13 protein-coding genes are annotated in these 22,598 nt (G+C 60.7%); 11 read left to right on the top strand and 2 right to left on the bottom strand.

Annotated elements, in window-relative coordinates; all coding sequences use genetic code 11:
- Positions 1–103: 103 nt before the first annotated feature.
- Positions 104–5,011, bottom strand: coding sequence for an NAD-glutamate dehydrogenase (locus tag FQ187_RS24895; protein ID WP_149631511.1), 4,908 nt, complete (start codon positions 5,009–5,011; stop codon positions 104–106).
- Between the two features lie 503 nt (positions 5,012–5,514).
- On the opposite strand from FQ187_RS24895, the gene FQ187_RS24890 reads away from it, so the two are divergent.
- The 11 genes from FQ187_RS24890 to FQ187_RS24840 all read left to right on the top strand — a co-directional run bounded on the left by FQ187_RS24890 (position 5,515) and on the right by FQ187_RS24840 (position 20,751).
- A complete protein-coding gene (locus tag FQ187_RS24890) occupies positions 5,515–5,868 on the top strand; it encodes a hypothetical protein (protein WP_149631510.1) in 354 nt (117 codons plus the stop codon).
- A 289-nt stretch (positions 5,869–6,157) separates the two neighbouring features.
- A complete protein-coding gene (locus FQ187_RS24885) occupies positions 6,158–7,117 on the top strand; it encodes a MoxR family ATPase (RefSeq protein WP_008150800.1) in 960 nt (319 codons plus the stop codon).
- Positions 7,118–7,122: 5 nt separating this feature from the next.
- On the top strand, positions 7,123–8,067 hold the full coding sequence (locus FQ187_RS24880) for a DUF58 domain-containing protein (RefSeq protein WP_149631509.1): 945 nt from the start codon (positions 7,123–7,125) through the stop codon (positions 8,065–8,067).
- Positions 8,064–8,558 carry a DUF4381 domain-containing protein gene (locus tag FQ187_RS24875; protein ID WP_149631508.1) on the top strand — a complete coding sequence of 165 codons (495 nt, stop codon included), beginning with the start codon at positions 8,064–8,066 and terminating at the stop codon, positions 8,556–8,558. The genes FQ187_RS24880 and FQ187_RS24875 overlap by 4 nt, the downstream gene beginning before the upstream one ends.
- Entirely contained in the window at positions 8,551–9,630 is a 1,080-nt protein-coding gene (locus FQ187_RS24870) for a VWA domain-containing protein (protein ID WP_149631507.1), read from the top strand. The genes FQ187_RS24875 and FQ187_RS24870 overlap by 8 nt, the downstream gene beginning before the upstream one ends.
- Complete coding sequence (locus tag FQ187_RS24865) at positions 9,627–11,366, top strand: tetratricopeptide repeat protein (protein ID WP_149631506.1); 1,740 nt, start codon at positions 9,627–9,629, stop codon at positions 11,364–11,366. Before FQ187_RS24870 ends, FQ187_RS24865 begins: the two co-directional genes overlap by 4 nt.
- Positions 11,363–13,015: a BatD family protein gene (locus FQ187_RS24860; RefSeq protein WP_149631505.1), complete on the top strand. Its 1,653-nt coding sequence runs from the start codon at positions 11,363–11,365 to the stop codon at positions 13,013–13,015. The genes FQ187_RS24865 and FQ187_RS24860 overlap by 4 nt, the downstream gene beginning before the upstream one ends.
- Before the next feature lie 132 nt (positions 13,016–13,147).
- Complete coding sequence (locus tag FQ187_RS24855) at positions 13,148–15,151, top strand: type VI secretion system tip protein VgrG (protein WP_149631504.1); 2,004 nt, start codon at positions 13,148–13,150, stop codon at positions 15,149–15,151.
- Complete coding sequence (locus FQ187_RS24850) at positions 15,148–16,014, top strand: DUF4123 domain-containing protein (protein WP_149631503.1); 867 nt, start codon at positions 15,148–15,150, stop codon at positions 16,012–16,014. The genes FQ187_RS24855 and FQ187_RS24850 overlap by 4 nt, the downstream gene beginning before the upstream one ends.
- The gene (locus FQ187_RS24845) at positions 16,011–19,637 is read left to right on the top strand and encodes a toxin VasX (RefSeq protein ID WP_149631502.1); all 3,627 of its coding nucleotides are present in this window, start codon (positions 16,011–16,013) and stop codon (positions 19,635–19,637) included. The genes FQ187_RS24850 and FQ187_RS24845 overlap by 4 nt, the downstream gene beginning before the upstream one ends.
- Entirely contained in the window at positions 19,621–20,751 is a 1,131-nt protein-coding gene (locus FQ187_RS24840) for a SoxR reducing system RseC family protein (protein ID WP_149631501.1), read from the top strand. Before FQ187_RS24845 ends, FQ187_RS24840 begins: the two co-directional genes overlap by 17 nt.
- Positions 20,752–20,881: 130 nt before the next feature.
- Here the strand turns inward: FQ187_RS24840 and FQ187_RS24835 are convergent, their stop codons facing one another.
- On the bottom strand, positions 20,882–22,486 hold the full coding sequence (locus tag FQ187_RS24835) for an ABC-F family ATP-binding cassette domain-containing protein (RefSeq protein ID WP_149631500.1): 1,605 nt from the start codon (positions 22,484–22,486) through the stop codon (positions 20,882–20,884).
- Positions 22,487–22,598: the final 112 nt, after the last annotated feature.

Below are 22,598 nucleotides of genomic sequence, written 5' to 3'. Positions count from 1 at the left end.
AGCGGGCTTGCTCGCGAAAGGGTCCGACCAAACGACACAAATTCATCAGACCAAAAAAAAGCCCCGCCTCTTTCGAGACGGGGCTTCTTCATTCAGCGCCTGATCAGGCAGCTGGCTCCAACTCAGCGCTGGCAGTGACAACGGCAGTGGTAGGCACTACCGCTTGACCGCTCAACGCCAGATCCAGCAGTTCACGGTTGGCCACCGCATACATGGCGTAATCAGTGCCGCTGGCGGCACGGATTTCTACCAGCATGGCGCGCCAGCGTTCGATCATGCCTTCGTGCTCTTCCATCCACAGCTCCAGACGGGTTTCCACGTCCTGGGTGCCGTCGCCCTGTTGCAGGACGGAGATGGTGATCGCACGTTGTTGCCAGTCGACGTCATCGCGGAACGCTTCACGGGCCAGGGCCTGCCAGTTGTTTTCAACCGGCAGAGCGCTGATCTGTTGCAGGTACCAGGTGATGTCCAGCGCGCTGCCTACAGCGAAGTAAGCCTTCGCCACGTCGGCTGCGTTCTGACCGGTCACGTCGGACGCTTCGATGATCGGCAGCAAGGTGTACAGGTGAGTGGTGCCTGCAACCATGCGTGCCAGCAACTCAGGAACGCCAGCCGCAACGTACGCCTGATAACGGCTCTGCCAGCCTTCGCGGGTCGGGCCTTCCAGCAGTTCGTCGAGCTTGAGGCCCAGCGCTGCCAGATGCGGACCGAAGTGCGCGACGTCACGGGCAGCATTCTGCTCGTTGCGACGGCTGCGCAGGAACCAGCGCGTAGCGCGACGGCCCAGACGCATCAGCTCATCCATCAGCTCCAGTTGCACGTCAGCGGAAACCTGGTAGTCCAGGGCTTCTATCTGCCGGAACCAGTGCGGGAGGTGGAAGATATCCCGAACAATTACATAGGCACCCGCAACATTCGCCGGGCTCATGCCGGTCGACTCTTTGAGTCGCTGAACGAAGGTAATGCCCATATGGTTGACCAGATCGTTGGCGATCTGGGTGCTGACGATCTCACGCTTCAGGCGGTGACGACGCATGGCTTCGGCGAACTTGCTGACCAGGGTCGGCGGGAACGCAGTTTCCATGTCGCGCGTCAGGTAAGCGTCATCCGGCACCTGGGAGTTGAGCAGCGCTTCCTTGAGGTCGATCTTGCTGTAGGAGATCAGCACCGACAACTCGGCACGGGTCAGGCCGTGGCCTTCCGCGAGGCGCTCGTTGATCGCTTCTTCAGACGGCAGGAACTCGATGGCGCGATCCAGCTTGCCGCGACCTTCCAGATCGTTCATCAGACGCTTGTATTCGGCAATCCGCACGAAGGCACGGCGTGCTGCGAGAGACAGCGCCTGAGTCTGCTTGTAGTTGTTACCGAGCACCAGGTTGCCGACTTCGTCGGTCATGCTCGCCAGCAACTGGTTACGTTGCTTGTCGGTCATGTCACCGGCATGAACCACTTCGTTCAGCAGAATCTTGATGTTCACTTCGTGGTCAGAGCAGTCCACACCACCGGCGTTGTCGATGAAGTCGGTGTTGGAACCGCCGCCATTGAGGCCGAATTCGACACGACCCAGCTGGGTCATACCGAGGTTACCGCCCTCGCCCACGACTTTGCAGCGCAGTTCGTTGCCGTTCACGCGCAGTGCATCGTTGGCCTTGTCGCCGACATCGGCGTGGCTTTCGCTGCTGGCTTTGACGTACGTGCCGATACCGCCGTTCCACAACAGATCCACCGGCGCCTTGAGCAAGGCGTTCAGCAGTTCGGTCGGGGTCAGCTTGTCAGCCTGAATGTCGAAGCGCTCTTTCATCTGCGGGGAAATCGCGATGCTTTTCGCGCTACGGGAGAAGATCCCGCCGCCTTCGGACATGATGCTGGTGTCGTAATCCGACCAGGCCGAACGCGGCAGGTCGAACAGGCGCTGACGCTCGGCGAAGCTGTTGGCCGGCTCCGGGTTCGGGTCGATGAAGATGTGCAGGTGGTTGAACGCTGCGACCAGTTGCAGCTTGTCGGACATCAACAAGCCGTTACCGAACACATCACCGGCCATGTCGCCGACGCCGACCACAGTGATGTTGTCTTCCTGAACATTGATGCCGCGTTCGCGGAAGTGACGTTGAACGCCAACCCACGCGCCCTTGGCGGTGATGCCCATTTTCTTGTGGTCGTAACCGGCCGAGCCGCCCGATGCGAACGCATCGCCGAGCCAGAAGCCGTAGTCGATGGCGATACCGTTCGCGATGTCGGAGAAGGTTGCAGTGCCCTTGTCCGCTGCCACCACCAGGTACGGGTCATCGTCGTCATGACGCACGACGTTGGCCGGCGGTACCAGCGCGCCGTCTTTCAGGTTGTCGGTGATGTCCAACAGGCCCGAGATGAAGATGCGGTAGCAGGCGATGCCCTCGGCCGCGATCTCGTCTCGACCGCCACCCAGTGGCAGGCGACGCGGCAGGAAGCCGCCCTTCGCGCCAACCGGCACGATGACCGAGTTCTTCACTTGCTGGGCTTTTACCAGGCCCAGGACTTCGGTGCGGTAGTCTTCTTCACGATCAGACCAGCGCAGACCACCGCGAGCAACGTTGCCGAAGCGCAGGTGCACGCCTTCGACGCGTGGCGAGTAAACGAAGATTTCGAACTTCGGTACTGGCTTCGGCAGCTCTGGAATCTGGTGCGGGTTGAACTTGAAGCTGAAGTAGGACTTGTTCTGACCGTGCGCGTCGGTCTGGTAGAAGTTGGTCCGCAGGGTGGCCTTGATCAGGTCCAGGTAGCGACGCAGGATACGGTCTTCGTTCAGCACCTGGACGTCGTCCAGGGCGCTCAGAATCGCGTGTTCCAGGCGTTGCTGCTTGTCTTCCAGATCGTCAGTACCGAGCTTGCGGGCCAGGTAGAAACGGGTTTTGAACAACCGGGTCAACTCGCGAGCGATGTCGGTGTGGTTGTTCAGGGTGCTGGCGATGTAACCCAGGTCGAAGCCCAGGCGAATCTGCTTCATGTAACGGGCGTAGGCGCGCAGCAGCGCCACATCGCGCCATGGCAGGCCGGCGGTCAGCACCAGACGGTTGAACGCATCGTTCTCGGCGTCGCCGCGCACGATGTGGACGAAAGCATCCTGCAAAGTGTCGTTGAGTTGCTGGATGTCGAGTTCCAGGCCTTCAGCAGCGGTGAACGCGAAATCGTGAATCCAGAACTCGCGGCCACTGTTGTGTCGCAGGCGATACGGGAATTCACCCAGCACGCGCAGGCCGAGGTTTTCCAGGATTGGCAGCACGTCGGACAGCGCCAACGGCGTATCGGCGTGATACAGCTTGCAGTGCAGCTCGCGCTGACCGGAGACCTGACCCAGTGGCTGATAGAAGCTCATCACCAGCGGATTGGATTCTTTCAGGCTCAGCAGGTGCTGCATGTCGACCACAGCCGAATGCGCGGCGAAACGCTCGCGGTAACCGGCCGGGAAGCCTTTCGGGAAGTCGGCCAGCACGTTGGTGCCGCTGGCCTCACCGAAACTTTCAACCGTCAGGCTCGCGTAGTCGTCCTGCCAGCTGCGGCAGGCTTGCACCACTTCTTTTTCCAGCAGAACCGGGTCGATGTCCAGACGATTCTTTGGATCGACGCGCAGAATCAGTTGCACGCGGGCCAGCACGGACTCGGAGAAGAAGGTCCAGAACTCACAGTCCGAGGCTTTCAGGCGATCCATCAGCACTTGCTGGATTTTCTGGCGCACTTCGGTGGAGTAAATGTCACGCGGCACGTAGGCCAGGCAGTAGCAGAAACGACCATACGGGTCTTTGCGCAGGAACACGCGAATCTTGTTGCGTTCCTGGATCTGCACGATCGACATCACGGTGGCAAACAGTTCGTCGACCGGGGTCTGGAACAGGTCGTCGCGCGGCAGCACTTCAACCACCTGAGCCAGTTCCTTGCCCAAGTGAGCCTTGGCCTGGAAGCCGGAACGGCGTTCGATTTCTTCGACCTTGCGACGGATGTACGGGATGACCCGCACGCTCTCGCCATACACCGACGAGGTGTACAGGCCCATGAAACGGCATTCCTTGATGACGTTGCCGTCGGCGTCGATTTCACGGATCGACACGTAATCCGGGTAAGCCGGACGGTGCACACGGCTTGGGTGCGCAGCCTTGGCGAACGACAGCAGGGTCGGTTCGCGCAGGTAGTTCACGGCGTAGTCTTCGATGCGCAGGTCATCGTAGGTCAGGCCGGTACGCAGCAGTTTAGTCAGGCCGAGGAAGGAATCCTGGTCGTAGACGATGTGGCCGCCATCAGCTTCATCGCGAACCACGAACTCTTCATAGCCCAGGAAGGTGAAGTGGTTGCCCACGAGCCATTCCAGGAAGCTTTTGATTTCGGCTTTTTCTTCAGAATCGACAGCGAACTGGCTGTTGTCCAGGCCGGTGAGGATTTCCTGAACCTTGGCTTTCATCGGTTCGAAATCGGCGACCGCGACGCGGACTTCACCGAGAACCTGTTCCAGTTCCTTGCTCAGGACATTCAGTTCGGCCGAGTTGGCGCAACGGTCGATTTCCAGGTACATCAACGACTCTTGCAGAACGTCGTCGCCCTGGGTGCCTTTCGGCAGGATTTCCAGCAGCTCGCCCTTGCTGCCGCGACGCACGCTCAGCACAGTGGTTTGCAGGGTGTGGATGCTGTAGCCGCGACGGTTCAGCTCGGTGCGTACCGAGTCCACCAGAAATGGCAGGTCGTGGTGCAGCACTTCGACCGCGGTGTGGGTCGACTGCCAGCCGTGGCGTTCGTAATCGGGGTTGTAGACGCGCACTTGCGGTTGCGCGTGATCGAAGCGCTCAAGCAGGCGCCACGCAGAAAGGGTGCAGCCGGCGAGGTCGGACAACCGACGCTGGGTCAGCTCGTCCAGGGAAATGATGCCGAAAAATTGTTCAGCGAACAGCGCCACTTGTGGCAGTGCCTGTTCACTGATGTGCTGGGCCAGTGCCGCTTGCAGTTGGTGCTGGAAGTCGGCTTTGCTGGCTGCGGTGAAGAACGCCATCTGTGGTACTCCGCTTGGGCTTGTTATTGATGGAAGCGTCGCGTGCAAACCCCTTTCGGGGTGATCCGTCACCCTGTTCCTGATTCTCGGGCAGAGGAAACAGGATGACAGGTGGGTGAAGCTGGACGAGACACTCAGGTCACATTCACCTTCCATGAATGGGCATCTGCAAAAACGACTGGGCAACGTCCCGCGCAATGTCTTTACAGGTGCTCATCCGTTGCGCAGCTTAACCAGTGCGGCAAGGCCCGTGCTTGCAGCGCTGCGACATATTCGGTCATCGGTACGCAGCTTGCGCCTTGTGCATCGAACAACACTAGCAGCCGCACGGCAAAACGGGGGGTTTAAGCCCGGTTTTGCGGCACATCCGTACCAGAAATGACCAGCAACACCCCAAATGCTCACGACACATCCTCTGACACTCAGGCGAGCAGAAATTCCCGAGGGCTGGCAGAATCGCCCTTTGTTCGTCTTCACAACGCTCGTCGAGCCAGGAATTCCCCATGCAAATGACCACCGCCCTCTTGATCGTCAACCCGTGCGATGACGAAGAAGACAACATGGCCATGCTCTGCTGCCACAGCGATCAGGGCGATATGTTCCTGATGACCCGCTACCCGGACGAGGACGCGCTGGACATCACCCTCGACGGCGAGCCTTCGACGCTGGACGGCGCAAAAGTCACCCTCAGCCCTACGCGCCTGCTGATCGAAATCGCAGCGGCGGACGCTGATGCGTTGAATGGTGATGATTCGCTGGAAATCATTCACAGCACTGATGCGGCGGATTTGGCGGAAGTGGAAGAAACGTTGCAGAACATTCTCAAGGGTACTGGCACCTATATCAGCCAGCTTTGAATCTCAGCGCCTGAGCGGACGCCTTTGCGGGCAAGTCGGATCGCCGCACCGCCGCTCCCACATTTGATCGCATTTTCATGAAACAACTCGGTCACCTGTGGGAGCGGGCTTGCTCGCGAAGAGGCCCGAAAGAACACCACCACCCTACCCCCCCTGCAAAACTCCAACCATTTCCTGCACTTTGCACAAAATGCCGTTAGTCGCTGCCCCCCGCGATAGATTAAAGTAACGCCCCCAGCCCTGGCGTTATTCGAACGTCTACGGTCACCCTTTCCAGGAACAGTCATCGATGGAACATCGTGAAGCGCTGCTAGCGCTGCGAACCTTTCTTTCAACGCAGATTCTCGGCCAGGAAAAACTCATCGAGCGCTTGCTCATCGCCTTGCTCGCCGACGGCCACATGCTGGTCGAGGGCGCTCCGGGCCTGGCCAAGACCAAGGCCATCAAAGAACTTGCCGAAGGCATCGAAGCACAGTTCCATCGCATCCAGTTCACCCCCGACCTGTTGCCCGCCGACATTACCGGTACGGAAATCTATCGCCCGGAAACCGGCAGCTTCGTGTTCCAGCAAGGCCCGATCTTCCACAACCTGGTGCTGGCGGACGAAATCAACCGTGCCCCGGCCAAGGTTCAGTCGGCCTTGCTCGAAGCCATGGGCGAGCGCCAGGTCAGCGTCGGGCGCAGCACATACGAGCTGTCGCCGCTGTTCCTGGTGATGGCCACGCAAAACCCGATCGAGCAGGAAGGCACCTATCCATTGCCCGAAGCTCAGCTCGACCGGTTCCTGATGCACGTGAAAATCGGCTTCCCGGACGCCGCCGTCGAACGTCGGATCCTGCAACAGGCCCGTGGCGAAGCGTTGAATGGCGAAACCAAGCCCGAGCGCCGGGTCAGCCAGCAGGCGATCTTCGCCGCGCGCAAGGAAATCCTCGGCCTGTACATGGCCGACGCCGTGGAGGAATACCTGGTGCAACTGGTCATGGCCACGCGCACCCCGGCCAAGTTCGACCCGGAGATGGCCGAGTGGATCGCCTACGGCGCCAGCCCGCGCGGCTCGATTGCCCTCGACCGCTGCGCCCGGGCCCACGCCTGGCTCGCCGGTCGCGACTTCGTCAGCCCGGAAGACATTCAAGCCGTGCTGTTCGATGTGCTGCGCCACCGCATCATTCTTTCCTTTGAAGCCGAAGCCGCGGGCATCGACCAGGACCGGGTGGTCCAGCGAATTCTCGACGTCGTAGCCGTCGCTTGACCCCGATGAACGCCCTCCTGCCGCCCGAGCCGGGCATCCGTGTCAGCCTCGCCGAGCTGATCGAGATGCGCCATCGCGTGCGTGAAGTGCAACTGTTTTCCACGCCAAGCCAGCGCAGCCCGCTGATCGGCTTGCACCACTCCAAACTGCGCGGGCGCGGGGTGGATTTCGATCAGGTGCGGGTCTATCAGGCCGGCGATGACGTGCGAAGCATCGACTGGCGCGTCACCGCCCGCACCCAGGAACCCCACACCAAGCTGTTCCATGAAGAGCGCGAGCGGCCGATTTTCATCATGGTCGAGCAAAGTCGCCGGCTGTTTTTCGGCTCGGGGCTGATGTTCAAATCGGTGCTCGCCGCCCAGGCCGCGAGCCTGATCGGCTGGGCCGCACTGGGTCATAACGATCGGGTCGGCGGACTGGTGTTCGGCAACAACGAGCACTATGAAATCAAGCCACGACGCAGCAAACAGAGCCTGCTGCAGTTGCTCAACCGTCTGGTGCGGGTCAATCAGTCGCTGCACACGGAAAACGAGCCGGACCGGGACGCCTTCAACATTGCCCTGCGCCGCGCCCGGGAAGTATTGCGTCCCGGTAGCTTGGTGATCGTGATCTGCGACGAACGCACCCTGACCGAGGGCGCCGAACAACAGCTGAGTCTGTTGTCGCGGCATTGCGATCTGTTGTTGCTGCCGGTGTCCGATCCACTGGATCACGCCCTGCCCGCCGCCGGGCTTTTACGCTTCGCGGAACGTGGTGCGCAACTGGAACTCGACACCCTGAACTTCGAGCTGCGCCAGACCTATCGCGCCCAGGCCGAAGCGCGCATCGCTCGTTGGGAGTTGCTGGCGCAGAAGCTGCGGGTATTGCTGATGCCCCTGAGCACCCAGAGCGAGATGGTTGAACAATTGCGCGAGTACCTGAACCCACAGAAACCGGGGAAAGGCCGATGAGCAGCCTCGATCAACTGCAACCACTGATCTCCCCGCCACCGATCGAATTCTGGCCACCTGCACCGGGCTGGTGGCTGTTACTGGTGTTACTGCCGCTCATCGGTTTCGGTCTGTGGAAGGCCAGGCACTTCTTTGCGAACAAAGGCCCTATCGTGCGCGCCGAACAACCGCTGGACCCTGTGCGCCTCGCCGCGCTGGCCGAATTGGCGCGGATGCCCAAACCCTACGACGGCGCTCCGGCCGGTGCCTGGTTGCAACAACTCAACGGGTTGCTCAAACGCCTGTGCCGCAACCACTACCCCTACAGCCAGAGCCATACCCTCAATGGGCGCAAATGGCTGGCATTCCTCGACAATCGTTGCCCGGCTGCCGGCCTGACCCGCTGGATGGTGCTGGTCGAAGGCGCCTACAAACCCGAATGCAAACTCGATGACAAGGCCATCGCCGGCCTGACGCAGGCTGTCGACACCTGGATTCGTAAACATGTTTGAGTTCGACTGGCCGTGGATCTTTGCCCTGTTGCCGCTGCCCTGGCTGATGCGCGTCGTGCTGCCTGTCGCCGACAGTGGCGAGCCGGCGCTCAAAGTCAGCTTTCTCGGCGACCTCGAAGGCCTGACTCGCCGCCGCGCCCGGGCCAACCTGCCGGCCTGGCGCCAACAGGCACCGTTCATTCTGCTGTGGCTGTTGTTGCTGATCGCGGCGGCGCGCCCGCAATGGCTTGGCGAACCGCTGCCCATCGCCGCCAGCGGTCGTGATCTGCTGGTAGCGGTCGACGTGTCTGGCTCGATGGATTACCCCGACATGCAATGGCAGGACGAAGACGTCAGTCGACTCACACTGGTTCAGCACTTGCTCGGTGACTTCCTTGAAAGTCGCGACGGCGATCGCGTCGGCCTGATCCTGTTCGGTAGTCAGGCCTATCTGCAAGCACCGCTGACGTTCGACCGGCACACGGTGCGCGTGTGGCTCGACGAAGCGCGGATCGGCATCGCCGGCAAGAACACCGCCATCGGCGATGCCATCGGCCTGGCCCTCAAACGCCTGCGCCAGCGCCCGGCACAAAGTCGCGTACTGATTCTGGTCACTGACGGCGCCAACAACGGTGGCCAAATCGACCCGCTCACGGCTGCGCGGCTGGCAGCCAGCGAAGGCGTGAAAATCTACCCGATCGGTATCGGCGCCGATCCGGAGCAAAGTGGTACTTTGGGTTTCCTGGGGGTCAACCCGAGCCTCGACCTCGACGAACCCTCCTTGATGGCGATCGCCGAAGCCACCGGCGGCCAGTATTTTCGCGCCCATGATGACAAGGAGCTGCAAGCGATCAAGGACACCCTCGACAAACTGGAACCGGTGACCCAGCAACCGACTCAGGCCCGCCCGGCTCAGGCGTTGTACCACTGGCCTTTGGCAATAGCGTTGCTGTTGAGCATGCTGTTGGTGGTTCGCGAGCGCTGGCCTGACAACCCGTTGCGGCGACTGTTTACCAAGGATCTGTTTTTGCAATCGCAACTGCCCGACTGGCGCCAGCGGCTTAAACGCCTGCGTCTGCGGAGGCGCCGATGAGTGCACTCTGGCCGTACTTGTTCCGCCCCTGGTGGTTGCTGTTGTTGCCATTGCTCGGCTGGTTGCTCTGGCAACTCTGGCATCGGCAGAAACGCGCCGGGCGCTGGCAGATGATTCTGCCACCGGCGTTCCATGCGGCATTGCTCAGGGGTGGCAACGGTCGCGACAGCAAATTGCCGTGGGTCATCCTCGGATGTGCCTGGGTGCTGACCGTTCTGGCGCTACTCGGGCCGAGCTGGGAACGTGTCGAGCAAGCCAACCAGAAACCCGCCGACCCGCTGGTCGTGGTCCTAGAGCTGACCCCGGAAATGCTCGCCACCGACGTACCACCCAACCGGCTGGAACAGGCCCGACGCAAGCTGTTCGACCTGTTGGAGAACCGCAGCGATGCCCAGACCGCAATCGTCGTCTACGCCGGCAGCGCTCACACGTTGGTGCCACTGTCGGATGACCTGTCGACCAGCCGCAATCTATTGGATGCCCTCAAACCTTCACTGATGCCCCAAACAGGACATCGCGCCGATCTGGCGGTGACCAAGGCCCTTGCCCTGCTGGATCAGGGCGCCCTCGGTGACGGGCGGATCCTGTTGATCGGGTCGACCTTGACCGAACTGGAACGCCAGGGGATTCAGCAGGCGCTGGATGGCAAGTCGACACAATTTCTGATGCTCGGTATCGGCACTGCCGAAGGCGCGCCGATCACCCAGGAGGACGGCAGTTTTATGAAGGACGACCAGGGCGCGATTCTGGTGCCACATCTGGACGAACCCAGCCTGAAAGCCTTTGCCAACGGCCTGGACGGACGTTATCGCCATGCGCGCTTGGACGATGCCGACCTGCGCGCACTCGGCTTGCTCGAGGGACCACACGCGCTGCGCAACCATGGCCAGACCCTGCGCCTCGATACGTGGGCCGATCAGGGTTACTGGCTGTTGTTGCCGTTGTTGCTGCTGGCGGCGTGCGCCGGTCGTCGCGGCTGGCTGTTCTGCTTGCCACTGCTGTTTTTGCTGCCACAACCGAGTTATGCCTTCGACTTCAACGATTTGTGGCTGCGACCCGACCAACAGGGGCTGATCTTGCTGAAGCAGAAGCGCCCGGCCGAGGCTGCGCAGCATTTCGAAGATCGCCAATGGCAAGGCGTGGCGCTCTACGAGGCCGGCGACTACAGCGGCGCCGCCCAGCGGTTCGCAGAAGGCAGCGACGCCCACGCCCACTACAATCGTGGCAACGCCTTGGCTAAGAGCGGTGAATTGGAAGCTGCGCTGGATGCCTACGAACAGGCGCTGGAGCGTCAACCGGATTTGCGCCCGGCCCTGACCAACAAGGCGCTGGTGGAAAGTCTGCTCAAGCAGAAAAACACTCCACCGCCCGTTGCATCGGACAAAAACGCTGGTAACGAGACCGAGCCCCCCACGCAAGAACCGCCGCCGGGCGCGGCCACGCAACCGTCGGATAATGGCGAACCGAAAACCGACGACCAACAAGCCACGACGGACTCCGAGCAACAGAGCAAAACGCCGTCGAAACCCGGCACCAATGAAGTCCCGGGCAGCGAGCTGGGGAATGAAGACAGCACCCGACCACCGATGCGTCCGGCCAGCGACAGCATCGATGGTGAACAGCGCCAGGCGCTGGAGCAATGGCTGCGCAAGATCCCGGATGATCCGGGTGAATTGCTCAGACGCAAATTCTGGTACGAACAGCAACAACATCAGGATCAGGGAAAAACTCGATGACCCGCTTCACCGCTTTCTTGCTCGCACTGCTGCCCGCCCTGTTGCTCTGCGCTGTTCAGGCACAGGCAGCCGGGCTGTTCGCCAGTGTCGATCGCAGTCGCCTGAACAGCGGCGAAACGATTGAACTGACCCTGGAATCCAACGACGTGACGCAGTTCGGCAAGCCTGATCTGACACCGCTGGAGCCGCTGTTCGAAGTGCGCGGCACCCGTCAGGTCAACCAGTTGACCACCCTGAACGGCGACAACCGTGCGACCACCCGCTGGATCATCACCCTGCTGCCTCGGCAGAACGGCAGCGTGATTGTTCCGTCACTGCGACTGGGTGACGTGCAGAGCCAGCCGATCACCGTGCAAGTGGTCGAAACCGAAACCCAGGACAGCTCGACCAAACGGGCCCCGGTGTTCATCGACGCCAGCCTCGATCAAAACAGCGTGTACGTGCAAGCCCAGGCGATCCTGACCTTGCGCATCTACCATTCGGTGTCGCTGTACGACGACAGCAGCCTGCCCCCTTTGCAAATCCCCGATGTGCGCATCGAGCAACTGGGCGAGGCGCGCACCTACGAGAAAGACATCAATGGCCTGCGCCACGGCGTGATCGAAATGCGCTACGCGATCTACCCGCAACACAGCGGTGAGTTGGTCATTCCGCCGCAGATATTCAATGCCGCACTCGTGGACGCACAACCCGCGAAGGACTCTGCCGCGCAGGCACCGAAATCCGGCAAACTGATGCGGGTCAGCTCCGCCGAGATTCTGCTGACGGTCAAGGCCAAACCCATCACCTACCCGGCCGACGTGCCATGGCTGCCGGCACGCAGCCTCAGCCTGAGCGAAAGCTGGAACCCGGAACCGGATCACGCGCAAGTGGGTGATTCGTTGACCCGCAGCCTGACGGTGAAGGCTGAAGGCCTGGACAGTTCGCAATTGCCGCCGCTGCCCGCCACCGACGTCAACGGCTTGCGGCGCTACCCGGATCAACCGGTGCTGGGCAACCAGAACAGCGAGCGCGGGCTGATCGGCAGCCGCGAAGATCGTGAGGCCCTGGTGCCAACGCGCAGCGGCGCAATCGAGTTGCCAGCGGTTGAAGTGGTCTGGTGGAACACCTTCGAGGACCACCTGGATCACAGCAGCCTGCCGGCCCGAACCCTGCCAGTGGCGAGTAATCCGAGCCTGATGGTCGACACCCCGGCCGGCATGCCTCAAGTCTTTTCCGCGGCCGACAACGAAACCCTCTGGTGGTGGAAACTCAGCACCCTGATCCTGGCCTGCACCACCCTGCTGGGCTTTGGTCTCTGGTGGCGCGCCCGCTGGCAACCGGCGATCCTGCGCGCCGCGCAGACCGGCCCGAGCCCGCGCACCGTACTCGACGATCTCAAGCGCGCCTGTCAGGCCAACGACTCCCACGCCACCCGCCAAGCCCTCGACGCCTGGGCCCGCCAACAACCGGAAACCCTGGCCGATATGGCGGCGCGTTTTGTACCGCTGTCCGACGCCCTCGATGGCTTGAACGGCGCGCTCTACAGCGAAACCGGCCAGCATTGGCAAGGTGAAGACTTGTGGCGGGCGATCAAGGCGATCCCGATTGCCGAGCGGGTTCAGGATCCGGTGGGTGACAGCGGGTTGCCGCCGCTTTATCCGAAGTAACTGTCAAAGGTCGCCATCCCGGCTGCGATTTTGCTTCACGGACATGTCCTACAACGGATATCGAATCGACTGACTTCGCCAACTCGTTGATTCACGCAAAGTCCTGTGCCTTAAAAACACAGGGATGCGCGGATGTTCTCTACGGCGAACGAAGTTGTTTTCACACTCGACATTGCAGGGTTTTCCTACGACCTTCAGGTGCTCGAGTTTCGGGCCAAGGAAGCGCTGAACCGGCCCTATGAGGTCAAGCTCGAACTGGTCAGCGAGCGCCCCGATCTGGATCTCGAGTCGCTGCTGCATCGCCCGGCATTTCTGACGTTCGGCCCTGACAATTCCGGCTTTCATGGTCATGTCTATCGAGTCGCCCAAGGTGACTCGGGCAAACGCCTGACCCACTATCAAATCACCCTGGCACCCCGCCTCGCCTATCTCGCGCATCGCCACAACCAACGTATTTTTCAGCACCTGAGCGTGCCGCAGATCATCGGCAAAGTACTGGCCGACCACGGAATCCAAGCGGATACCTGGCGTTTCCAACTCAATGCAGAGTACCGGCCACGACTCTACTGCGTGCAATACACCGAGTCAGACCTGCACTTCATTCAACGGCTGTGCGAGGAAGAAGGTCTGCACTTTCATTTTCAGCACAGTGCCTCAGGGCATGTGTTGGTGTTCGGCGATGATCAGACGGTATTCCCGAAACTCAAGAGCCCGACGGCGTATGCCCAGGGCAGCGGCATGGTCGCCGAAACCTCGGTGATTGATCGCTTCCAGATAAGCCTGGAAACCCGCACCACCCACGTCAGCCGCCGGGATTACGACTTCGAAAAACCGCGTCTGCAACTGGATAGCGAGAGCAAGAGCCCGCAACTGCCCCATCTGGAGGACTACGCTTTTCCAGGGCTTTTTACTGAGCGTGATAGGGGCAAGCATCTGGCCAAGCGAACGCTGGAGCGCCATCGCGCCGATTACCGGCAGGCCCAGGGGCGCAGCGATCAGAGCGTCATGCGCAGCGGACATTTCGTTGACCTGACCGAACACCCGCGTCGCGACTGGAATGGTTTGTGGCTGTTGACCGAAGTCGAGCATGTCGGCCTGCAACCCCAACCGCTGGAAGAATCGATCACCGACAGTAGTTCGGAAGATGGTTTCAGCCAGGGCTACCGTAACCACTTTGTCGCCACACCTTGGGATGTGATATTCCGACCGGCCCTTGAACACCCCAAACCCAAAATGACCGGCAACCAGCATGCGGTCGTCACCGGTCCACCCGGTGAAGAGATCTATTGCGACGAGTACGGCCGGGTAAAGGTTCAACTGCCCTGGGACCGAGAGGGTCAGCACAACGAACACTCAAGCTGTTGGCTACGAGTTGCCGCTGGTTGGGCCCATGACCGCTATGGCAGCGTGCTGATCCCGCGAGTCGGCATGGAAGTGCTGGTGGGTTTCAGTGAGGGTGATCCTGACAGACCCTTCGTCCTCGGCTGTATGCCAAACGCCTCAACCCCGGTGCCACTCGATTTGCCTGTCGAGCACACCCGCAGCATTTTCCGCAGCCAGAGCAGTCCCGGTGGCGGCGGTTACAACGAGTTGCGCATCGAGGACAGGAAAGGCGCCGAGGAAATTGCCCTGCGTGCCCAGCGCGACTTTGTCCAGCACGTCCTCAATGACGAACGCCTTCAAGTCGATAACCAGCGCACCGTGGTCATCGGCGGGGTTGCCAGCCACGACCTGCGCGGTGAAGAACATCACCTGACCCACGGCAACCGCCTGACGGAACTCAAGCAGGACGATCATCTGTTGGTTCACGGCGACCGTCACGTCCGAACCACCAATCACCTGCTCAACGCCACCCGGCACATTCACCTGAGCGCCGGGCAACAAGTTGTCATCGATGGCGGAGCGCTCCTGACAGTCCAGGCTGGCGGTCATTGGCTAACGCTAGGGCCGGAAGGCATTTTCAGCAGCGTGCCGATTCTAGTGGGCGGCGCCCCGGCCGTAGGCATCTCGGCCGAGCCCCTGATGCCGGGCGCCTTGCCCCTGCTAAAAGTGACGTTCGATGCGGTCCAGCAACGCCATGCGCTGATTTCAACCCGCGCCTCGCGCTGCCTGATTTGCGAGGCCGCCCAAGCATGAACCTCTCGACCTCTCTGCCTGAAGACCTGCCATGGAGCGAGCAACAGGCTTTCCTGTTGCTCGACGGCGCGACCTTGAGCGATTTGCCGGAACGCTTGAAAAAACTCAGTCCCGGTGCAAGCACTATTGCGCTGTATGACTGCGCGCCGTTCAGTGCGCTGCGGGATATCTCGCCGCTGTTGGTGGCGATCGAACAACCTGACGAGCCGATTGTTCAGCTCTATCTGCAACAGGCGCATGAAGAGTGGGGCGTGCTGTTGTTCAGCACCACGCCTGGGCATGACGTCGCTCAGCACTTGCGCAAATTGCTGACGGTTGAAATGCCAGAGGGCCTGCCGGTGATTTTGCGACTGGCCGATGCCGCCGTGGCGCAGGCACTGTTTGGCAGCGGCGATCAGCGTTTGTTTGGTCCACTGTCCTGTGTGGTAACGGCCGATAGCGTCGGCGCGAATTGGCATTGTCACCAACCCCGGTCGTCCCGGCATCCTGACCTGCCGACGCCCTATCGCCTGAGCCCTGAACAGAATTCGGCGCTGGATCACGCTGATCGGCGCCGCATATTGCTCGAACTCGACGCTCATCTGCTCGCTCACTTTCCCGAACGTTATGGCGGTGAAACCGTGGCCGAACGCTGGCCAATGCTCGAGCAACTGGAGGCTGAGGCCAGCACGCTGGGTTTGAGCAGCCAGTCCGAATTGTTTTATTACGCGAACGTCATGGCCTCGCTGGATGGCTCATCGCTCGATCAGCACCCGCACATCAACCGATTGCTGCATACGCCGTCGCTGCAATCCCCCGGCGAGCGCGTGGCGCTAGCCGCTGACCTGGCCCAGCAGTGGGCCAGCCAAGGAGGCCACCCATGACTTCACCCGCCAACCTCGCCGCAGCGGCGGCATCCAAATCCCCCATCGGCTCTCTGGGTGCCTGCCCGCTGCGGCAAACCCATGTGCAGTTGTTGCCCTTGCGCTATGGGCTGGTGGAAAAGCCCCTCGACCCGAGTGCCGAACTGAAGCTGCCGTATGCCCTGACAACCCGTCCGCTGGGCATTCGCATGCTGCGCGATGGCTGGTTGTACATCATCGACAGCGTCACCGGCCACTTGCACGAATACCGCGTGCTCAACGGACTGGTCAGCGCCTTGCTGCACAAGGGCGCCAAGGTCGACAGCGATCAGCGCACGCCCATCGAAGAGCGTCGGGCGTTGGTGTTTTCACGGCGCAGCAGCTTGCATGTGAGCTTTGCTGAAGTGCAATGGACGGCGGCCAAATGCGCGCAAGTGACCGAGAGTCGTGAGGAGCGCGATCACTTCATGCAGGTTGTCGACCTCGGCCCGGTGCATTGCCAAACCGGTGGTGAGCATCTGCTGACTGTCGCGCAAGGCAAGCAGTGGCTGGCGGAGATTGCTACGGTACCAGTCCAGCAGGCGCAAGCCGCCCAAGACCGCGCGGAACAGGAAACCGAGTCGCCGCCGGACGCCGTTCTATTGCCGACGGTGCACGTCAGCGACGCCCCCGCGCACGAACGGGAACCCTATTTGTGGGAGCAGCCGCCGCGCTTTCGCGAGGCGCACATTGGCGAGTTTCTCGGGCGGGTGCGCCCGGCTTATCAGGACGACACGCTGTTCCTCGTGGTGCAGGACGACCTCGGCGTGCTGCGCGATCTGGCCGAGTATCAAGACACCGTGGTCGGCTGGGTCGACGACTGGAGCAATGCCGACCACAACGAACGCGATTACCTGCTGGCTTGCTACATCGAATCCTTGAGCCAGCTCAGTCCGGCGGATATCGGCAACCTGGCCGACGCCAGCGACGATCCGCCGGTCAAGGCCCTGTTCGCCGATCTGGAACAGTTACCCGAAACGGATCGGGAGCACACCCGCAAAGCCTTGCTGGATTACCTGAACAAGGGCGGCAAGGTCGAGTCGCCGGACGCTCCCGTGCCCCCGGAACTGGAGCGAGCGCGCAAAGAAGCGCATGCCGAAGCGTTCAAGTTCGCCAAGTACCAGGGCGCCACTCCCGACTTCACCGCCCATAGCCGCGCCAGTGACGATGCCGACCGCCGTTACTACACGCGCCAACATTTCACGGTCGCCCCCGACGATTTCGTCGATCGTCACCTCGATACCTTGATAAAACTCGGCCAAGAGCAAAACAAACGCATCATCGATGTGCTCGAAGGCTCCAGCTTCAGTGGCAAACGTGGGGTCAACGATTTCATCGACCGTCCGGCCATGGACAGCGCGCTGTTTCAGCATCGAGACGACCTTGGCCGCTGGAACCGCTTACTCGAACGCATCACTGCTGACCGCACGATGCTGGTGTGTGCCGGTCGCTTCCATCGCTCGGCCTGGTATTACGACGCGCAGGATCAACAGCAACTCCACCAGGCCTTCACCGCCGAATACGCCTGCCTCAAGGACATCTGCCGCAGCGACCACGCGAGCGAAATCCTCCTCGGCTATCTGGAAAAATACCCCGAACTGACCCGGCCACTGTTCTATACCTTACCCCTGCGTCTGCAGCCGGAACGGGCCGCGCAATACGCCACGTTGTTCAACGCCGGCATGGGGGTGTTCAACAACCTGCCGCACTGGTTGGGCGAGTTGAAGAAAATCGAACAACCGCCCCTGCCGGCCCTCGACGATTTGCCCGAACACACCCGCGCCGTTGCTGATGCGGCCCAGCACAGCCTCAGCCCGGCGCTGAACCTGGGGCTGAGCCGGGCATTGGAAGGTTTCGATCTGGCCGGAGGAAAAATCCCCGACCTCGACGAACTGTTCCGGCGCCTGCCCAAGGCCTTGTCGGGACGGATACTGGATGCGGCGAAAACCACCGGCGTGACCTTTACTGTCGCTAGCCCAGCAGAACACGCGGCGTTGCAAACCAACCTCAAGGAACTGCTCAGGGAGCGCGATTACCTGAAAACCCTGACCCGCGAACGCAACCAGCTCACCCACAACAAAAACCGGGCGGGGCACAAGATGCCACGGGCGGTGAAGTTGCAGGGCGAGATCGTGCGGGTACGCGGGCAGTTGACGCAACTTGAAGGCCGGTTGGCGGGGGCGCTGAGCCCGATTGCGGAATTGCCCGACCAGTCGGTTCGGCTGTATGGCGCGACGCCGGCTCGGGCGGGGGTGACGGTGGTGTTTCCGCCGGCGCAGCAGTTGGAGGTACGGAGTTTGCTGAAGGATATTCGGCTGGGGGTTGGCTCGGTGCCGAATGGGAGTTTGATTCGAAGTGAGGGTATGGGGTTGTTGGTGTTTTTGGTGCAGGGGGTGAATTTGGTAGGGGTGGCGAGGGAAACATTCAGCCTGTCGCGGGATACGCGTAAGTTGGCGCCGTTGATCAACTCGGTTCTATCTACGGCCTCTGCTGGGTTCACGGCTGCACAGAGCCTGGCTGATACGGCCTTGAAGGCGCGTAGCGCTGAACTCGTCGCGGGGCTTCAACACCACGTCTTGCAGAATGTGCATGTGCAGATGGGGAAGATGCATGTTGGCTTGGGTTTCTTTACCTACCTTTTTGGTTTTGTGTCATCACTTTCCAGCTTCAATTCCCAACAACAGAAATGGCAGCAGGCGACGCGTACCGGAGATCGCTCGGCACAGAATAGTGCAGCGCTTGCCACATTGGGTGCTGGTGGTATGACAGCCGCTAACGCCTATGGCCTAAATCATACCGTCCGCTCTACTTTCAAAGTACTGACAGCAGGGGCAGCAAGAACAGCCGCCTGGGGCGCGGCAGGTACACGTCTATCCACGGTGTTCTTCCGGTTCAATCTGGCCGGTGCCCTGTTCACCATTTTGGAGTTGGGCGGAACCTGGCTGCACAACCGATACAACATCAGCGCCCATGATAAATGGCTGAAAACCACGCCGTGGAGCCTGGATACCGAGACACGCGGCAACCATACGTTGGATGAATATCAGCGTTATCTGGGATATTTGCTGAACGCTCCGTACGCGCAACTGGGCCCGAATGAACATGACTCGTGGCTGAAAAACTTCCTGCTAACAGCCAAGCCCAGCGACATTCACTTGGTGCTGCCAAGGCTCAAGCTCAGTGATTTCCAGCCACCGTTGAGTGGACAACCGGCTCATCGTCTGGGGATCGGCGCCCACCGCATTGCCATTCCTCTCCACAGCCGTGGCACGCCGCGAGAACGCAAGGACGTCGTTAGCGATGAAATCACGGCCAGCCTGCGCATCGTTCAAACAGGACCCGATCGGCTGGTGCTGTGCCTGCAATATCCATCGGATCCTGATGCCGAATTTACTCCGGCGTCCGAAACGCTGGAGCTGGCCGTCTGCATACAGACCTTGAACGCCAAGGGGGTGTGGGAATCGCTGACTGACGTCATTCGCCTTAACCCCCGTGCTGAGGGGCGTTTCCCTTCGTTGCCCCGTCAATCGGTCACCGAGCATCCGCCCATGTTGCTGGTTGAAACCCATTTGCTGGAGTTGGCCGACCATGCCCACCAAGATTGATAGCTCCCTGCCGGTACCGCACCTTAAGCAATCCCGCAAAGCCGGCGATGTCGAACCGTTTCCCAGTGGGAGAATCACCTATCTCGCGCCGTTGCCGTTGCCGACACCGCTGCCGCCGCATGGCCCTCATATCGGGGAGCTAAATGAGGTGTACATGGATTTTGGCTTGGGATCGCCCCAGGTGTTTTCATGGCAGGTCATATTAGGCGGGCCATTCAGCGGTGCCTTTATGATTGCATTCATTTTCCCGCCAATGATTGGCTGCCTCGGTCTCATGTTCGGATATGACCTTGCATACACATGGGAGTTTGTCGTTGACTTTTTTTTTGCCATATCCGAATACGCCATATTAGGAGGGGTTTCTAGCCTATTAATCGGCCTCGGCGTCTGGCACCACCACCACAAAAAACGCCTCCAAATCATCCCAACCCGCTTCAACCGCCAACGCCGCGAAGTCTGCTTCATGCCCGAAGACGCCACCGAACCGCTCTTCGTCCCCTGGGAATCCCTCTCGGCCTGGGTCATCGAAGCCCAAGGCACCACCCAATACGGCATCCACCGCCAGTACGGCATGGGCATCGGCTTCCAGCACGGCGAGACCCTCACCAGCGTCGAATTCCCTTGCTTCGGCCTGCCCATTGCCATCAGCCACTGGGAAGCGATTCGCGGCTACATGGAATACGAAATCCACGACCTCAAATCCATTCAGGACCCGCAAGACCTCCAAGGCCCGAACGACCCGCCCCACGAAGGCCTGCACACCTTTCACAACGCCCGGGCGCGTATGCATCAGCAAATCCGCGACGGTCAACGTGGTCGAGTGTCCGGCTTCTTCTGGTACCTGTACCACGTGATGACGCTGTGGACGATTCCCAACCACCTGACCGAATGGGAAGTCCGCCGCCTCCAGAAAATGGCCCCGCTGGCCATGCCAGAAGTGATGCAGCAATGGTCTGAGCCGCTGCCGAAGGAGCAATGGGCCCAGCCGAGCGAAGAACTTGTTCGAATGAGCGAACAAGTCCGACAACTGCAAAAGCGGCAGCCTCGCCGGACGATTACCGAGATTTTTGTTGAAGTGCAGCGATTGAATCCGACCGACAAACGTCGCGCATGATGGCCGAGCGGGTTCAGGACCCGGTGGGTGATAGCGGGTTGCCGCCGCTCTATCCAAAATGATGCCGACCAAGGTCAAGATTGCAGGCATACCAGCGCCTGTCCGCGGGGCAACACCTAGCCGGTCATCATCAGGTTTCGGACACCAACAGCTCGCGGTTGAGATGGAACTCGGCGTCCAGATGAATGGCCTGTAAAAAAGCGCTGTCGTGAGAGACGACGATCAATGCCCCCTGGTACTGATTGAGCATCTGCTCCAGCGCAATTTTACTGGGCAAGTCCAAATGGTTGTCCGGCTCGTCCAGCAATAGCAATTGCGGTGGCCGCTGTGCATATAACTGCGCAGCCAGTGCGATTTTCAGACGTTCGCCGCCGCTCAACTGACAGGTCTTGAGCGTCGCTCGATCCGCATCAATGCCCATCTGTGCCAACCGGGTTCGCGCCTCGGCTTCGGGCAACTCTGGATTACTCTCGTAGAGCCATTGCACCGCCGTGCGTTCGGGGTGCTGCAATCCGGCGTGTTGATCCAGCCAGCCGACATGGCAACTGCGGATGAGTTCGCCTTCGCGCACCGGCAGTTGGCCGGCGATCACTCGCAACAGGGTCGACTTGCCGCTGCCGTTGGCGCCCAGGATTGCCATGCGCATAGGCCCCGTCAGCGTCAGATTGACCGGCGCCGCGTAACCGAACGGGAGAATGACGTCGTTGAGCTGCACAATCAGCTTGCCATTGGGCACTACGCTTTCCGGGGACAGCATCATGCGTTGGATGTCGGGCGCACACCGCGCATGGGCCTCGGCGATACGTTGTTGCTGCTGCTCCCGGGCCAACTGTTGATTGAGCCGCAATTTTCCCTGACTGTTTTCACTGCACTCTTTCTGGGCGTTGGTGATCAGCTTGGTCTGATTGCCGTCACGGGCCTGACGGTCGCCGCGGGCATTACGTCGTTGCTGACGCTCCATCTGCACGGCCATCTCACGTTGCTCGCGCTTGGCCTGCGCCCGCTCCCCTTGCAATGCCGACTGGAACGACTGCTGTTCCTGCTCGCGTGCCGCCGCATACTGACTGTAGTTGCCTCCATAAACCGTCAGCCCCAAGGGTGAAAGCTCGACAATTTCGTTCACGTGCTCCAGAAGACCCCGGTCGTGGCTGATTAACACCAGGCCGTTGGGCCAGCGAACGATCTGCTGCGCGAGCTTGTGTTGCTGATCGGTATCCAGGTGATTACTGGGCTCATCCAGAATGAGCCAGTCGGCTCTGGATAACCACGCCCCCAGCAGCGCCACCCGTTGCCGTTCGCCACCACTGAGTGCGTCGGTGCGCGCGTCGGCATTCAAATGACCCAGGCCAATCTGCTGCAGTTCCGCCTCAAGGCGTGTGGCGCAATCCCATTGGTCGACCGCCAGCACATGATCCTCATCGTCGACGCTACCCTGAGCAATGCGATCCAGCGCCCCCAGAATAGGGGCGACACCCGCCAGCGCGGCAACGCTGGGATAGCGCTCGGGTTCCAGTAACTGCGCCACGGCATAAACCCGCCCTTCGCGACGGACGATGCCGCTGGTGGGCAACTGCTCCCCCGTCAGAAGCCGGCCAAGCAAGGACTTGCCACAGCCATTGGCGCCCACGATGCCGGTGGCTCTGGTACTGAAGGTGTGGTTCAAGTGATCGAACAAAACGCGCCCGTCGGGCAGGTTGACCGACACTTGATCAAGTTGAAGTAACCGTTGGGTCATGACGCCTCCTTAAACATTAAAACTCCCTGATGCTGCGCAACAGCGTACGACTGCCCTTTACCATACTGAAGCTGTACCACCCAATCGACAGGCAATCTTTCAAGGCTTTCAG

This window comes from Pseudomonas sp. ANT_J28 (assembly GCF_008370005.1).
GTDB lineage: Bacteria > Pseudomonadota > Gammaproteobacteria > Pseudomonadales > Pseudomonadaceae > Aquipseudomonas > Aquipseudomonas frigoris.
The sequence above is the reverse complement of the archived record's forward strand: the minus strand, read 5'-3'. Positions and strand labels throughout refer to the sequence as shown.